General features: G+C 59.3%; 15 protein-coding genes. 10 read left to right on the top strand and 5 right to left on the bottom strand.

The features are described from left to right. Nucleotides 1-30: 30 nt before the first annotated feature. Nucleotides 31-1,104 (bottom strand): MBL fold metallo-hydrolase, encoded by a 1,074-nt coding sequence (locus DXT96_RS15940; RefSeq protein ID WP_153515497.1) that lies wholly within the window; start codon nt 1,102-1,104, stop codon nt 31-33. A gap of 327 nt (nt 1,105-1,431) precedes the next feature. On the opposite strand from DXT96_RS15940, the gene ffh reads away from it, so the two are divergent. The 5 genes from ffh to trmD all read left to right on the top strand — a co-directional run bounded on the left by ffh (nt 1,432) and on the right by trmD (nt 5,129). Next, entirely contained in the window at nt 1,432-3,000 is a 1,569-nt protein-coding gene (gene ffh, locus DXT96_RS15935) for a signal recognition particle protein (protein WP_153515496.1), read from the top strand. 10 nt (nt 3,001-3,010) lie between these two features. Then, complete coding sequence (locus tag DXT96_RS15930) at nt 3,011-3,328, top strand: chorismate mutase (RefSeq protein WP_149900466.1); 318 nt, start codon at nt 3,011-3,013, stop codon at nt 3,326-3,328. Nucleotides 3,329-3,361: 33 nt separating this feature from the next. Continuing rightward, nucleotides 3,362-3,739 carry a 30S ribosomal protein S16 gene (rpsP, locus tag DXT96_RS15925; RefSeq protein WP_149900465.1) on the top strand — a complete coding sequence of 126 codons (378 nt, stop codon included), beginning with the start codon at nt 3,362-3,364 and terminating at the stop codon, nt 3,737-3,739. Nucleotides 3,740-3,859: 120 nt separating this feature from the next. Continuing rightward, nucleotides 3,860-4,426, top strand: coding sequence for a ribosome maturation factor RimM (rimM, locus tag DXT96_RS15920; RefSeq protein ID WP_153515494.1), 567 nt, complete (start codon nt 3,860-3,862; stop codon nt 4,424-4,426). A gap of 4 nt (nt 4,427-4,430) precedes the next feature. Continuing rightward, the gene (gene trmD, locus DXT96_RS15915; protein ID WP_153515493.1) at nt 4,431-5,129 is read left to right on the top strand and encodes a tRNA (guanosine(37)-N1)-methyltransferase TrmD; all 699 of its coding nucleotides are present in this window, start codon (nt 4,431-4,433) and stop codon (nt 5,127-5,129) included. On the opposite strand, the gene DXT96_RS15910 is transcribed toward trmD, so the two are convergent. Next, nucleotides 5,111-5,857: a sulfite exporter TauE/SafE family protein gene (locus DXT96_RS15910; RefSeq protein WP_149900462.1), complete on the bottom strand. Its 747-nt coding sequence runs from the start codon at nt 5,855-5,857 to the stop codon at nt 5,111-5,113. The genes trmD and DXT96_RS15910 overlap by 19 nt on opposite strands. Before the next feature lie 267 nt (nt 5,858-6,124). On the opposite strand from DXT96_RS15910, the gene rplS reads away from it, so the two are divergent. The 3 genes from rplS (at nt 6,125) to DXT96_RS15895 (ending at nt 8,416) form a co-directional block, all read left to right on the top strand. After that, nucleotides 6,125-6,664 (top strand): 50S ribosomal protein L19, encoded by a 540-nt coding sequence (rplS, locus tag DXT96_RS15905; RefSeq protein ID WP_153515492.1) that lies wholly within the window; start codon nt 6,125-6,127, stop codon nt 6,662-6,664. Nucleotides 6,665-6,788: 124 nt separating this feature from the next. Beyond that, nucleotides 6,789-7,586 (top strand): transporter substrate-binding domain-containing protein, encoded by a 798-nt coding sequence (locus tag DXT96_RS15900; RefSeq protein WP_153515491.1) that lies wholly within the window; start codon nt 6,789-6,791, stop codon nt 7,584-7,586. Further along, the gene (locus DXT96_RS15895) at nt 7,583-8,416 is read left to right on the top strand and encodes an amino acid ABC transporter permease (RefSeq protein WP_371418888.1); all 834 of its coding nucleotides are present in this window, start codon (nt 7,583-7,585) and stop codon (nt 8,414-8,416) included. The genes DXT96_RS15900 and DXT96_RS15895 overlap by 4 nt, the downstream gene beginning before the upstream one ends. A gap of 48 nt (nt 8,417-8,464) precedes the next feature. Here DXT96_RS15895 and DXT96_RS15890 read toward each other — a convergent pair whose 3' ends face one another. Next, the gene (locus tag DXT96_RS15890; protein WP_153515490.1) at nt 8,465-9,742 is read right to left on the bottom strand and encodes an MFS transporter; all 1,278 of its coding nucleotides are present in this window, start codon (nt 9,740-9,742) and stop codon (nt 8,465-8,467) included. Nucleotides 9,743-10,159: 417 nt separating this feature from the next. On the opposite strand from DXT96_RS15890, the gene leuC reads away from it, so the two are divergent. Continuing rightward, nucleotides 10,160-11,569, top strand: a complete 1,410-nt coding sequence (leuC, locus tag DXT96_RS15880) for a 3-isopropylmalate dehydratase large subunit (RefSeq protein WP_149900458.1) — start codon at nt 10,160-10,162, stop codon at nt 11,567-11,569. 59 nt (nt 11,570-11,628) lie between these two features. Here leuC and DXT96_RS15875 read toward each other — a convergent pair whose 3' ends face one another. Beyond that, nucleotides 11,629-12,138, bottom strand: coding sequence for a DinB family protein (locus DXT96_RS15875; RefSeq protein WP_153515489.1), 510 nt, complete (start codon nt 12,136-12,138; stop codon nt 11,629-11,631). Nucleotides 12,139-12,235: 97 nt separating this feature from the next. On the opposite strand from DXT96_RS15875, the gene DXT96_RS15870 reads away from it, so the two are divergent. Beyond that, nucleotides 12,236-12,832, top strand: coding sequence for a TetR/AcrR family transcriptional regulator (locus tag DXT96_RS15870; RefSeq protein WP_153515597.1), 597 nt, complete (start codon nt 12,236-12,238; stop codon nt 12,830-12,832). Between the two features lie 4 nt (nt 12,833-12,836). Here the strand turns inward: DXT96_RS15870 and DXT96_RS15865 are convergent, their stop codons facing one another. Continuing rightward, complete coding sequence (locus DXT96_RS15865) at nt 12,837-14,297, bottom strand: M48 family metalloprotease (protein ID WP_236776626.1); 1,461 nt, start codon at nt 14,295-14,297, stop codon at nt 12,837-12,839. Nucleotides 14,298-14,325 lie beyond the last annotated feature (28 nt).

Raw genomic sequence — 14,325 nt, 5'->3', positions numbered from 1 at the left:
CAGACTGTTGCGGCGCAAACCGGGCAGCGCTCAGGCGGAGGGTACGTCGAAAACCTCACCAGGGCGCATGGGCCGAAAACGGCTTTCTTCCACACCCTGTCCCACAAGCGCTGTTTTCAGCGCCGCAAGTGGTGCATCGACGGCCTCGTCGGTGAGTTGCACCGTACCCCAATGGTGGCCGCAGACATGCGCGGCACCGCAAAGCTTCATGCCCTCAACGGCTTCCGCCGGGTTCTGGTGCTGGCCTTTCATGAACCAGCGCGGCTCGTAAGCGCCGAAGGGCAGGTTGGCAAGACGAAACTCGCCATGTTTCTTGCGCGCAGCGTGATAATTGACGCCTTCGTGAAAGCCGGTATCGCCGATGTGGTAGATTTTCCCACCCGGCCCCTCGATGACGAAGGCGGCCCACAATGCCATGCTGCGGTCGTTGAGCCCGCGGGCTGACCAATGGTGGCACGGTTCGAAATGAATTTTAACCGACGAACCGACCTCAACCACATCGCCCCAGTCGCCCACCTTGATGCGCGCTGCCTCCACGCCGGTGCGGATGATCGCGTCATTGCCGAGCGGCGTGATGAAAAGCGGCTTGTGCGCCACATGCAGCCGCTTCAGCGTTTCCATGTCCAGATGGTCGTAGTGATTATGCGTCACCAGCACCAGATCGATGGGAGGCAAATCCTCAAAACGGATGCCGGGCGGATTGACCCGTTTTGGACCGGCGAAGCTGAACGGGCTGGTGCGCTGCGACCAGACCGGATCGATAAGAATATTCAGCCCTGCCGTCTGAATGAGGAACGAGGCGTGGCCGACAAAGGTGACCCGGATGTCCTTGCCGCCGATCCGCATTTCCGGCTTTGCGAAAGGAAAAGGGCTCGGATAGTTTTCCGGCCATGTGGCGCGCTCGCCGTTGAAACGCCATTTCAACAGGCCCATGAAATTGCCGGGCGGCGAGCCGCCGGGATTAAAGAAGCGCACCCCGTCGAAATGATCGGAGATCGGGCCGCTATAATAGGCGCTGGCGTTCGAACGGCGGGCAAACAGCGCCCCACCCGCGACAGCGAGCAATCCAAGGGTTGAAAAACGAAAGAAGTTTCGACGGTTCATGCTAAAGGTATAGGGAGCGGAATGGTGCCGTTCAAGCCGCACCAATCGCGGCTTGCAGCCGATCACGCAAAGATGAAATGCATGGCCGCGCAGCTGAAAACTGCCGCCGCCTTGACTTTCCCGCCACTTTCCTGTTTATCCCCGCCAATCAGCTGGCAGTTTCACGACTCCAAGCCGCCGACCGGGACCCGCACAGGTATAAAGAGATCCCGGAGGTCAACACCCGACAGCGCGATGCGCCCTCGGGTGCTTTTTGGCTTTGCGTCTTGTTTTTGCCAGCGAAAGCACCGACGTTTCGGGAACCCCGGAACGAAGAAGGAAGAAACGATGTTTGAAAACCTCCAGGACCGCCTTGGTTCCATTCTGAATGGACTGACCGGCCGTGGCGCGCTGACGGAAGCCGATGTTGCCGCCGCCCTGCGCGAGGTTCGCCGTGCGCTTCTGGAAGCGGACGTGGCGCTGGAAGTCGTGCGCTCCTTCACCGACAGGGTGCGTGAAAAGGCTGTTGGTGCAGCCGTTCTCAAATCCATCAAGCCCGGCCAGATGGTCGTCAAGATCGTCCATGACGAGCTTGTCGAAATGCTCGGCACCGAAGGCGTCTCCATCGACCTGCATGCGGCCGCCCCCGTCGTCATCATGATGGTCGGCCTTCAGGGTTCGGGCAAGACAACCACGACCGGCAAGATCGCCAAGCGCCTGACCGACCGCGAGAAGAAGAAGGTGCTGATGGCATCTCTCGACACGCGTCGTCCGGCAGCACAGGAACAGCTTCGCCAGCTGGGCGTCCAGACCGGTGTCGACACGCTGCCGGTCATCGCCGGCCAGTCGCCGACAGATATCGCCGCGCGCGCCGTGCAGGCCGCAAAGCTCGGCGGCCATGACGTCGTCATCCTCGACACCGCCGGCCGCACCCATATCGATGAACCCTTGATGCTGGAAATGGCCGACATCAAGAAGAAGTCCAACCCGCACGAAATCCTGCTGGTCGCGGATTCGCTGACCGGTCAGGACGCCGTCAATCTGGCGCGCAACTTCGATGAGCGCGTCGGCATTACCGGCCTCGTGCTGACCCGCATGGATGGCGATGGTCGCGGTGGTGCGGCCCTCTCCATGCGCGCCGTCACCGGCAAGCCGATCAAGCTGATCGGTATCGGCGAGCGCATGAACGAACTCGACGAGTTCCATCCGCGCCGTATCGCCGACCGTATTCTCGGCATGGGCGACATTGTTTCGCTGGTCGAAAAGGCCGCCGAAAACATCGATGCGGAAAAAGCCCGCGCCATGGCCGAGAAGATGGCCAAGGGCAAGTTCGACCTCAACGATCTCGCCGATCAGCTTGGCCAGATGAAGAAGATGGGCGGCATGGGCGGCATCATGGGGCTGATGCCCGGCATGGCCGGCATGAAGGACAAGATGGCTTCGGCCGGCATGAACGACAAGATGTTCGACCGCCAGATAGCCATCATCTCCTCCATGACCAGAGCGGAACGCGCCAATCCGGATATTCTGAAGCACAGCCGCAAGAAGCGCATCGCCGCCGGTTCCGGCACCGATGCCGCCGAAATCAACAAGCTCCTGAAGATGCACCGCGGTATGGCTGACATGATGAAAGCCATGGGCGGCAAGGGCAAAGGCGGCATCATGAAGCAGATGATGGGCGGCCTTGCCGGCAAGATGGGTCTCGGTGGCCTCGGCGGCGGTATGCCTGATCTGTCGAACATCGATCCGAAGCAGCTCGAAGCACTCCAGAAGCAGGCTGAAGCTGCCGGTCTCGGCAAGCCGGGCGCAATGCCGGGTCTTGGTGGGATGCCGGGTGGATTGCCTGGTCTTGGTGGCGCAAAGCTGCCGGGTCTTGGCGGTATGCCGGGCCTGCCCGGCTTCCCGAAGAAGAAGTGAGGGGACGCCAGTGAGCAACATAGAAGTGAAAGCCCAGCTTTCCGAATATCGCCAGTCGATCGACAATATCGATGCCGCACTGGTTCACATTCTTGCCGAACGTTTCCGCTGTACCAAGGCGGTGGGCGTGCTGAAGGCAAAATACAATTTGCCGCCGGCAGACCCGGCGCGCGAGGAATACCAGATCGAACGCCTTCGCCATCTGGCCAAGGACGCCAATCTGGACCCGGATTTCGCTGAGAAGTTCTTGAACTTCATCATCAAGGAAGTCATCCGGCATCATGAAGCAATCGCCGCCGAACATGGCGGTAACGAAAAGACCGCCTGAACGGCGGACAAGCCATCCTAAGGAGTATATCACATGGCACTTAAAATTCGTCTCGCACGCGGTGGTTCCAAGAAGCGCCCGTATTACCAGATCGTTGTTGCAGACGCCCGTTCGCCCCGCGACGGCCGCTTCCTCGAAAAGGTCGGTTCCTGGAACCCGATGCTCGCCAAGGACAACCCGCAGCGCATCGAGCTGAAGGCTGACCTCATCAAGGAATGGATCGCCAAGGGCGCACAGCCGACCGACCGCGTTCTGCGCTTCCTCGCTGAAGCCGGCATCACCGAGCGCGAAGCTCGCAACAACCCGGAAAAGGCAAAGCCGGGCAAGCGCGCCCTGGAGCGCGTTGCTGAAAAGAAGCAGAAGGCTGAAGATGCAGCAGCTGCTGCAGCAGAAGCCACTGCCGCAGAATAATCTGCGCTGGATTTTCTAAAGAACGGGTGGCGTGGTTTTCCATGCCGCCCGTTTTTTGTTTATTTTGGCGTCAACAAACCTTAAAGCTGACGCAACCAACACCAGAAGACGGACGGCCCGATGGCAAAGCTGGAAAACCCGATACTCATGGCAAAAATCGGCGGCGCGCAGGGCCTGCGCGGCGAAGTTCGTGTCAGCACCTATACGGACGACCCGATGGCGCTCGGCGATTACGGCAATCTGGTCACAGCCGATGGCCGCGTCTTTGAAATTCTGGAGGTTCGCGAGGGCAAAAATGTCGTCGTCGTGCGTTTCCGGGGCATCAACGACCGCAATGCGGCCGAAACGCTGAACGGGCTGGAACTGTTCATCGAACGCGACAATCTTCCGGATGACGAGCTTGATGACGATGAGTTTTATTATGCCGATCTCGAAGGCCTGGAGGCCGTCGATGCTGAAGGCAAAAGTTATGGCGCGGTCAGCGCCGTTTACGATTTCGGCGCGGGCGATCTGCTGGAGTTGAAGGGCGCCGGCCGACGCCCTGCCCTCATTCCGTTTTCGGAGGCGGCCGTGCTCGAGATCGATCTCGAGGCCGGGCGTATTCTCATCGATCCGATGGCTGCCGGCCTGATCGACAATCCCGACGACAAGGACGAAACCGGCGTACCGCCTTTCGGCAAGAAATAAAGCCATGACTTTCAAGGCTACCGTTCTGACGCTCTACCCGGAAATGTTTCCGGGGCACTTGGGATATTCGCTGGCAGGCAAGGCGCTGGAGCGCGAGCAATGGTCGCTCGAGGCCGTACAAATCCGCGAATTCGCCACCGACAGACACAGAAGCGTCGACGACACGCCCGCGGGCGGCGGCGCCGGCATGGTGCTGAAACCCGACATTCTGGCCGCAGCCATCGACCATGTTTCGGATGGCGATACGCGGCCGCGCCTGCTGATGAGTCCGCGCGGCAAACCGCTATCGCAGAACCGCGTGCGCGAACTGGCGGCGGGTGAAGGCGCGATCATCGTCTGCGGTCGTTTCGAAGGTGTCGATCAGCGGGTGATCGAGGCCCGTGGGCTGGAGGAGGTGTCGATCGGCGATTACATCCTCTCCGGTGGCGAACCGGCCGCGTTGACGCTTCTGGACGCCATCGTCCGCATACTTCCTGGTGTCATGGGCAACGATCTGTCCGGCGTGCATGAAAGCTTCGAGGGCGGGCTGCTGGAACATCCGCATTACACCCGCCCGCAGGTTTGGGAAGGCAGGGAAATTCCCGCCGTTCTCACCTCCGGCAACCATGCCGCCATCGAAAAATGGCGGCGCGAACAGGCGCTGGCGTTGACCCACGGAAGACGCCCCGACCTTCTCAAAAAAGCTCAGGCCGAGACGAAATAATAAGCTGTCAGCACCAGCCCGACCGCAATCACCAGCCAGCGGATGATCCATTGCGGCACCCGCCTCGCGGTGTGAACGCCGACATAGCCGCCCAGTGCGGCTGCCGGAAACATGATGAGCGCAGCCCACCAGGACACGACCCCGCCGCTGACGAAGATGGTGATCGCAATGATGGCGATCACCACCGACAGCAGGTTTTTCAGCGCGTTCAGATGATGATAGCTGCCGCCCGAAGTTATGCCGAGGATGGCCAGCATCATGATGCCCATACCTGCTCCGAAAAAGCCGCCATAGATGGAGGCGAGCCCCTGAAAGACGAGGCTCGGCAGGTTGCCGGGTGAACGTTCCACACTCGTCTTGGGTCGGAGCCACGGGCCGGCCGCAAAAACGGCGGTGGCGGCCAGAAGCAGCCATGGCACCAGCTGGCGGAAAGAGGGGTTGTCGAGCGACAGCAGCAGTAGAGACCCGGCCAGCCCGCCGACGACGGACACGGCTGACAGCAGGATCGCCTCGCGCCAATGCGCGCGGATTTCCGGTCCGTAGGCGATAACGGAGGTAATATAGCCCGGAAACTGCACGATAGCCGATGTGGCATTGGCGACGATGGGCGGCAGGCCGGCAAGCGTCATCGCCCCGAAGGTCAGGAAGGTGCCGCCACCGGCAATCGCATTGACGACGCCAGACAGAAAACCGGTGGCAAACAGCATGATAATGATAAAGATGGACATGGCCCCTCCCAAGGTTCTCATGCCATATCCGGCAAGACGCCGCTTCGCAACTGCTGCAACGCGACGCAGAATTGATAAAATTTTGTCATGAAAGGGATGACAAATGGCGCCTGCTAGTATATGTGCGCGCTTGGAATTGGGGTTTCCCCCTTTAACCGCAAGCAAAGAATGGTGAACCCGCTCCTGCCGCAAGGCATGATCCCAAGGCTTTGACCGAAGGATGAACGTTGAGCGCTCTGGCTGTTTCAGAAGAAATCAGAGGTTAATATGACCAATATCATTCAGCAGCTGGAAGCCGAACAGGCTGCCAAGATCGAAGCAAAGCGTACTCTGCCTGACTTTTCTCCGGGCGACACCCTGCGCGTCAACGTTCGCGTGACGGAAGGTACCCGTACCCGTGTTCAGGCTTACGAAGGCGTTTGCATTGCCCGTTCCGGCGGTGGCCTTTCCGAGAGCTTCACCGTTCGCAAAATCTCCTACGGCGAAGGCGTCGAGCGCGTATTCCCGATCTACTCCCCGCTGGTCGAAGGCGTTGAAATCGTTCGCCGCGGTAAGGTTCGCCGTGCGAAGCTTTACTACCTGCGCGATCGTCGCGGCAAGGCTGCCCGTATCGTTGAAAACACCGGTACGCGCGCCCGCAAGCTGAACGAATCCGAACGCCAGGCAGCAGCCGAAGAAAAGGCACGTCTGGAAGCCGAAAAGGTAGCAGCAGCACAGGCTCTCGCCGCCGAAAAGGCAGCAGCCGAGGCAGCGGAAGCCAAGGCAGCGGAAGAAGCAGCAAAGGCTGCGGAAACTGCAGCGGAATAAGATTTCCATTTAGATGGATTTACGGGAAAGGCGGTCTTCGGATCGCCTTTTTTGTTGCGTCGACGTGACTTGCGCGCGTTACGGCAAGCGTGCATTTTCAAAAAAATCGTTGCCGGAGCCTCCCATGATCGCCAGACGCCCATTTATTGCCGCCCTTGCCGCGCTTGCCATCATACCCACCCTCGCCGCCGCCGCCGATCTGCCGGATCTGAAGGGACGCGCCGTCGTCGTGGTCACGGAAAACGCCTATCCCCCGCTGCAATTCGTTGATCCGAAATCCGGCGAGGCCATCGGCTGGGAATATGACGCGATGAAGGAAATCGCCAAAAGGCTGAATTTCAAGCTGGAATATCAGAACACCTCCTGGGATGCGATGATACAGGCCGTTTCCGCCGGGCAATACGACACCGGCATGACCGGTATCAGCATCAAGGAAGACCGCATGCAAAAGGTGGATTTCTCAGCACCCTATATGCGCTCGGAAATGTTCATGCTCGTGCGGGCCGACGAGACCCGCTTCACCGATGCGAAGAGTTTCGCCGCCTTCGAAAAAGGTCTCGTCGGCGCACAGGCCGGCACGACGCCCTTCTATACCGCCGTTTATGACGTTCTCGATGGTAACGAACAGAACCCGCGTCTGCGGCTGATGGAAACCTTCGGCGCCAGCGTTCAGGCTCTGAAGACCGGCGATGTCGATCTGGTGCTCACCGACGGCGTCGCCGGCAAGGGGTATGTCGATGCTTCCAACGGCGCTCTGAAGCTGGTTGGCGAGCCATTGGGAGGAGACGATTTCGGCTTCATCTTCAAGAAGGGCTCCGATCTCGTCGCCCCTGTCAACGCCGCTATTGCAGCCCTGAAGGCGGACGGCACCTTTGCCGCGCTCGATAAGAAATGGTTCCTCGACTACAAGCTCGGTGAATGATGCTCCACGACGCTCCCGCACGACGGACTGCGCCACACGGCAAGAGCGAAGATTTTCCCTGGTGGCTGGTGGCGATCGTTTTGATCGGCATAGCCCTTGCCGTGGTGATCGCCATCAACGGCATTTACGCTCAGGTTTTCAGCACCGTCGCCAAGGGTATCGGCATCACGGTCTCCGTCACTCTCGCCGCTTTCACGCTGGCGGCACTGTTCGGCCTTGCTCTCGCGCTGGTCGGCATGGCCGACAATATCGTGCTGCGGCAGGTTGCACGATTTTACATCGAGGTCGTTCGTGGCATCCCGATCATCGTCCTGCTATTCTACATCGCCTTCGTTGGCACGCCGGGGCTGGTGGCACTCTACAATTGGCTGACCTTGCCACTCGTCACCCATGGCTGGCTGGAGCCGTTGATGGTGCGGGACGTGTCTCTGACCTGGCGGGCGATCATCGCGCTGACGATCGGTTATGCCGCCTTCATCGCGGAAATTTTTCGCGCCGGCATACAGGCCGTTCCGGAAGGGCAGATCGAGGCGGCGAAGGCCTTGGGTTTTAGCCGTTACCGACGTTTCAGGCTGATTATCCTGCCACAGGCGATCCGGACGATCTTTCCGCCGCTTTCGAACGATTTCGTTTCGATGGTGAAAGACAGCTCGCTCGTCTCGGTGCTTGGCGTCACCGATATTACTCAAATGGGAAAAGTCTATGCGGCGGGTTCTTTCCGGTTTTTCGAGACCTATTCGATCGTCGCCTACATCTACCTGATCCTGACCATCGGCCTGTCGCTGATGTTGCGGCGGATCGAAAAGGCGATGCGCTCCAAACGCGGATAAGAAAAAGACGACAGCCGGCGGAACCGGCTGTCGTATTGATAAAGGAAATCAGGCCGCCTTGGCCTGATCACCCATTTTACGCGCGGCGATAATGACCAGCACACCAGCAAGCGCAAGGCAGAAGGCAAGGAAGAACATCGGCGCAATCGTGCTGCCGGTCTGATCCTTGATCCACGGCACCACATTCTGCGCCACGAAACCACCCAAATTACCGACCGAGTTGATGGCGGCAATGCCAGCAGCCGCACCAGCACCCTTGAGGAAGCGGCCTGGCAGGCTCCAGAACACCGGCTGGCCGGCAAAAATGCCGGCGGCGGCGATGCAGAGGAAGCTGAACTGCAACACCGGATCGCTGAGCAGCGCCGACATCAGCAGGCAAAACGCGCCGACGAAAGCAGGGCCGACGATGTAGGGCGTCTTGTTCTTCGCCTTGTCGGCAGCATTAGGCACGACAAACAGGGCGACGGCTACGATCACCCACGGGATGATGTTGATGAAACCGTTGGCGGTGTTGGAAACGCCGAAGCTCTTCACGATCGTTGGCAGCCAATAGCTGAGACCATAGGCCGCCAGCGGAAAACCGACATAACAAAGGGCCATGAACAGCACACGCGGATTGATCAGCGCCTTGAAGCCATCCTCCGCATGTTCTTCCATGCCCTTGTTTTCTTCAGCCAGCCGGTTCTTCAGCCAGTCTTTTTCGTCCTGCGTCAGAAACTTCGCCTTTTCCGGCGTATCATCCAGATAAAAGAAGGTAACGACGCCGGCAATGACGGCGGGAACGCCCGTCGCCAGGAACACCCATTCCCAGCCGGCATAACCGAGGAAACCATCGAGATCGAGCAGCATGCCGCCAAGCGGCGCGCCAATCGCATTGGCAAGCGCGCTGAAAATCATGAACAGGCCGATCATGCGGCCGCGATAATCACGCGGGAACCACAGCGTCATCAAAAACAGCACGCCGGGAAAGAAGCCAGCCTCGCAAAGCCCGAGCAGGAAGCGCAGGATGTAGAACATCGTCGCGTTCTGCGTATAGGCAAGCGCAATGGTGACTGCACCCCAGGAAACCAGAATGCGGGCAAACCATTTGCTGGCGCCGAAACGGTTGAGGAACAGGTTGCTCGGAACCTCAAAGAGAAAATAACCGATGAAAAACAGCGACGCACCAAGACCATAGGCATATTCGCTGAGGCTGAGCGCATCCACCATCTGCAGCTTGGCATAGCTGACATTCTGCCGGTCGATATAGGCGATGAGATAAAGAAGGCCTAGAAACGGCATCAGCCGCCAGGTGATCTTCGAGATAAGGGCTTTTTCGGATACCATATGCTTTTCCCTCCCTTCGATTGCTCGTCGAAATGCAAATGATAAGGGGACCCATCTATATGTGCAGCGCAAAATACGCAAGTTGCACCGCACCATAACCAGTGGGACATGCTTTAAGACAGGCTATCTACTCTTGACGCAGTGCATATGAATAACGCTGGCCAGATCCTCTGAACGGCAGCGCGCATTCATATTGCCGTAAAACCGTCGATCTGCTATTAAAGTTGCCATGGGATCTAAATTCGGATGTCTCGCTCAGAATGTTTATGTGCTGCAGGACCACAAGCGTCTGCCGGCACGTTTCTTTGCGCGCGTTTCCGGGGCGCTCACCAGCCGACTTAGGCTCGCCTGACAGCACCTGCTGTCCATCGCCTTATTGAACCCTGATTACCCTTTTCCATGACAAGGCATAGAGCCATGAGCGCACCCCGCACTTTGTATGATAAAATCTGGGACGACCACGTCGTCAATCGTGACCCGGACGGAACCTGTCTTCTCTATATCGATCGTCACCTGGTCCATGAGGTGACGAGCCCGCAGGCCTTCGAGGGGCTGCGCATCGCCGGTCGTCCGGTCCATTCTCCCACCCGCACGCTCGCCGTGGTCGACCATAACGTTCCCACCACCGCCGATCGGCTGGAAGGCATCAAGAACGAGGAAAGCCGTATTCAGGTGGAAACACTGGCGCAAAACGCCAGTGATTTCGGCGTTGAATATTATTCCGAGCGCGACAAACGTCAGGGCATCGTCCATATCGTTGGCCCCGAACAGGGATTCACCCTGCCGGGCATGACGATCGTCTGCGGCGATAGCCACACCTCCACCCACGGCGCTTTCGGCGCGCTCGCCCACGGCATCGGCACGTCGGAAGTGGAACATGTTCTGGCCACCCAGACACTGATCCAGAAAAAGGCCAAGAACATGCTGGTGCGTGTTGACGGCAAGGTTCCGGAGGGCGTGACTGCCAAGGATATCATCCTCGCCATCATCGGCGAGATCGGCACGGCCGGCGGCACCGGCCACGTTATCGAATTTGCCGGCGAGGCGATCCGGTCGCTTTCCATGGAAGGCCGCATGACGGTTTGCAACATGACGATCGAAGGCGGCGCCCGCGCCGGTCTGGTCGCACCTGATGAGACCACCTTCGATTACATCAAGGACAAGCCGCGTGCACCCAAGGGCGAGACGCTGGAACAGGCAATCGCCTATTGGAAGACGCTGAAATCCGACGAAGGCGCCCATTACGACAAGGTCGTGGTGCTGGACGCAGCCAATCTGCCGCCCATCGTCTCCTGGGGCTCATCACCTGAGGACGTGACCTCCGTTGAAGGCATTGTTCCCAATCCGGATGATATCGAGGAAGAAAACAAGCGCACGTCCAAGTGGCGTGCGCTGGAATATATGGGCCTGCAACCCGGCACCCGCATCACCGATATCGCCATCGACCGCGTCTTCATCGGCTCCTGCACCAATGGCCGCATCGAGGATTTGCGCGCAGCAGCAAAGATCGTCGATGGTCGCAAGGTAGCTTCGACCGTCTCTGCCATGATCGTGCCGGGCTCCGGTCTGGTCAAGGAACAGGCGGAACAGGAAGGTCTGGACAAGATTTTCCTCGACGCCGGTTTCGAATGGCGCGAACCGGGTTGTTCCATGTGCCTTGCCATGAACGACGACCGCCTGAAGCCCGGCGAACGCTGTGCCTCCACCTCGAACCGCAATTTCGAGGGCCGTCAGGGTTACAAGAGCCGCACCCACCTCGTCTCCCCCGCCATGGCGGCGGCGGCGGCCATCGCCGGTCATTTCGTTGATGTGCGCGAGTGGCAATAAGAGCCTGAAGCCACTCATCAGACAAGCCATCCGCCCCCCAAACCGGGGCGGGTGGCTTTTTATTGTGTGCCCTGCAAACGCCGTTGTGGCTGCGTTCCGTGCACGAACACGGCAAACGTATCCCACGGCGGCGTAATGGAGAGCTGGCTCAGGATGCGCGCGACCTCGCCTCGGTGAATGCCGGCATGCAGGACCACATGTGAGATCATTTCGGCACGGGACATGTAACCTCTGTCGCCATCGGTGAAGGTGAAGGCGACAAATTCGCCAAGCGATGCAGGCGATGTTTTCTCGATATAGTCGAGATACCAGCCGTCCAGAGCTGCGACATCCCTTGCAAGATCATTCAATTCTGGAGTTGCCTCGGTATTGTCAGAGACACAGCCATGCGCCGTTCCGGTGAGGTGGCCCGCAAAAATTCTCGCGACGACATGGTAGTGATTGATCAACCGAATTGCCGTGTGCTGTTCGGATATATTTTGCTCGGGGTCGAGCTGTTGCAGCTTCTCGAACAAATCCCTGTTCGCCCATGCGTGATAGCCGAGCAAACTCCTGAGCAGATCCCTCATGACAATATCCTTTACATCCTGAAAATGTGAGCACTATGTTTATATTTTCGTCATGGAGGATGACTTGTCTACTCGCATTGCAAAACGGAAGACCGCGATGCGCAAAGAGCCGCGCCAGGAGCGTTCAAAAGCCACCGTTGATGCCGTGGTCCACGCGGCTGCTCGCATTTTAAGCGATCATGGTTGGGCGGGTTTCACCACCAACAGGGTGGCGGAAACCGCGGGTGTCAGCATTGGCTCGCTGTATCAATATTTCCCGGACAAGATTTCGATTGTCGAAGCGGTGCGCCATCGCCACCTTGAAGATTGCCTCGCAGTCATGAAGAGCGTCACTCAGCAACGACAGCCGCTCCTCAAATTCGTTGAAGATCTGGTGGCCGGCATGATTGCTGTCCACAGCCTCCATCCCGGCCTTCATAAAGTCCTGCTGGATGACGCGCCGAGCCACGCGGGAACGAACGATCCCAACAGCGCTTTCGAAAAGGAATATCTCGGTCTTTATTCGGCAGCGATAACGGCCTACATGCCAGCCGGTTCAACGGCGGACTGCCGGACTGCCGCTCTGATCGTGTCCGACGCCATTGACGGCATCATTCACAATGCCGCCCGGCGCGGGGAATTGCAGTCACCCAGGATCAGGCGGGAAATGATCTCACTCGTTCACGCCTACCTGTGTGAGGTAACGGCCAGGTGAGACCTCATTCCGAAATGATCTTCACCCGCTGGCCTGGCTGAAGCGTGGCGGTGGCGCTCATCGCATTGATCATGCGGAACATGTCAAGCTTGCGCTCGGTTCCCATCATTCGCGCAGCGATCGTCGCCACGGTTTCGCCGGGCTTCACCGTCACCACCCGCACCCGCAGCGGCTTCAGTGCCGCGATCTCCGGCGGCGTCATCTTGCGGAAGCTCGTGCGCAGCACGTTTGCGATGGAATCAAGCTGGGCATTGCCCTTCGGCACCGCCGTCAGGAACCGGAATATCTGCTGGCCGACACGAATGACGGTCACGTCGAAATCCCATTTGTCGGCCGTCGCCCGGGCTGTGGCAGCCTCCAGACCGTTGATCTGCGTTTCCTTGACGGTTTCCGGCAGCAGACCGGCAACCCAGCCGCTGGTCAGGTAGTTCGCAAGGGTGGTCTGTTTCGGATCGGCTACACCGTCGAAACGGATCGCCACATCGCCTGGTCCCGTCGCCAGAACGGCTTCCACCTTGTTGTCGATGACAAAACCTTCCGGCACGTCGAAACGGATACCGAGCGTTCCATGCAGGAACGTCTGGCCCCGAACATATCCCTCCTGCGGGCTGTCGCCATAAAGCAGGCCGTCTATGCCATCCAGAAACCAGTCACGGCCACGATCTCCAACCTGACCATCCTGGCCGAAGGCGCGGGCGTGCCGGCGCGCAAGCTCGATGCGCTGCGGCGTGTTGGGATGGCTGGAAAGGAAGTCGAGGCTCTGGTCGTTTTCAGGGTCGGCCGAGGAAAACCGTGCATAGGCCGCCATGGAATCCAGAAAACGCGGCGATGCGAATGGGTCGTAACCGGCCTCGCCCAACATGCGCACTCCGATGACATCCGCCTGCAATTCCTGCTGGCGCGAGAAGGCGGCGAGCCGCAGCTTGCCGCGTGCCAGCGCCTGCTTGCCGGCCAGATCGCTCGATAGAACCTCGGCGACCACACGACTGGCGATAACCTCCGCCTCTTCGCGGCGCTGGCGCTCGATGCCGTGATTGGCGGTAACGTGGCCCATCTCATGCGAAAGCACGGCAGCCACTTCAGAGGCGTCATTGGCGAGCGCCAGAAGCCCGCGCGTCACGTAAAGATACCCGCCCGGCAACGCAAAGGCGTTGATGGCAGGCGAGTTCAAGATGGTGATGCGATAGGACTGCTGCGGATTTTCCGACACGGCCGTTAGTGCACCGGCGATGCGGGCAACAAGCCGTTCGGTCTTGGCATCGCGATATTCGCCGCCATAACTCGCCACGATGCGCGGATGTTCGCGCGCGCCCATCTGCGCACGGGGATCGTTCTTCTGCACCTCTTCCACGGTCTGCGGATTGTCTGATGGGCGCAATGTGGACTGGTAAGCCGGGCTGAACAGGGATTGGCACGACGACAGGAACACGGCGGACGCCGTCAGCAAGGACCAGGCAGCAGCCATCCTGCCCGAACGGCGAAGGCCTGAACGG

It is taken from the genome of Agrobacterium sp. ICMP 6402 (assembly GCF_009498615.1).
GTDB lineage: Bacteria > Pseudomonadota > Alphaproteobacteria > Rhizobiales > Rhizobiaceae > Agrobacterium > Agrobacterium burrii.
The sequence above is the reverse complement of the archived record's forward strand: the minus strand, read 5'-3'. Positions and strand labels throughout refer to the sequence as shown.

Coding starts and splice junctions, on each gene's coding strand:
- DXT96_RS15940 (WP_153515497.1), bottom strand. CDS start 1,104: ATGAACCGTCGAAACTTCTTTCGTTTTTCAACCCTTGGATTGCTCGCT.
- ffh (WP_153515496.1), top strand. CDS start 1,432: ATGTTTGAAAACCTCCAGGACCGCCTTGGTTCCATTCTGAATGGACTG.
- rpsP (WP_149900465.1), top strand. CDS start 3,362: ATGGCACTTAAAATTCGTCTCGCACGCGGTGGTTCCAAGAAGCGCCCG.
- rimM (WP_153515494.1), top strand. CDS start 3,860: ATGGCAAAGCTGGAAAACCCGATACTCATGGCAAAAATCGGCGGCGCG.
- trmD (WP_153515493.1), top strand. CDS start 4,431: ATGACTTTCAAGGCTACCGTTCTGACGCTCTACCCGGAAATGTTTCCG.
- DXT96_RS15910 (WP_149900462.1), bottom strand. CDS start 5,857: ATGTCCATCTTTATCATTATCATGCTGTTTGCCACCGGTTTTCTGTCT.
- rplS (WP_153515492.1), top strand. CDS start 6,125: ATGACCAATATCATTCAGCAGCTGGAAGCCGAACAGGCTGCCAAGATC.
- DXT96_RS15900 (WP_153515491.1), top strand. CDS start 6,789: ATGATCGCCAGACGCCCATTTATTGCCGCCCTTGCCGCGCTTGCCATC.
- DXT96_RS15895 (WP_371418888.1), top strand. CDS start 7,583: ATGATGCTCCACGACGCTCCCGCACGACGGACTGCGCCACACGGCAAG.
- DXT96_RS15890 (WP_153515490.1), bottom strand. CDS start 9,742: ATGGTATCCGAAAAAGCCCTTATCTCGAAGATCACCTGGCGGCTGATG.
- leuC (WP_149900458.1), top strand. CDS start 10,160: ATGAGCGCACCCCGCACTTTGTATGATAAAATCTGGGACGACCACGTC.
- DXT96_RS15875 (WP_153515489.1), bottom strand. CDS start 12,138: ATGAGGGATCTGCTCAGGAGTTTGCTCGGCTATCACGCATGGGCGAAC.
- DXT96_RS15870 (WP_153515597.1), top strand. CDS start 12,236: ATGCGCAAAGAGCCGCGCCAGGAGCGTTCAAAAGCCACCGTTGATGCC.
- DXT96_RS15865 (WP_236776626.1), bottom strand. CDS start 14,297: ATGGCTGCTGCCTGGTCCTTGCTGACGGCGTCCGCCGTGTTCCTGTCG.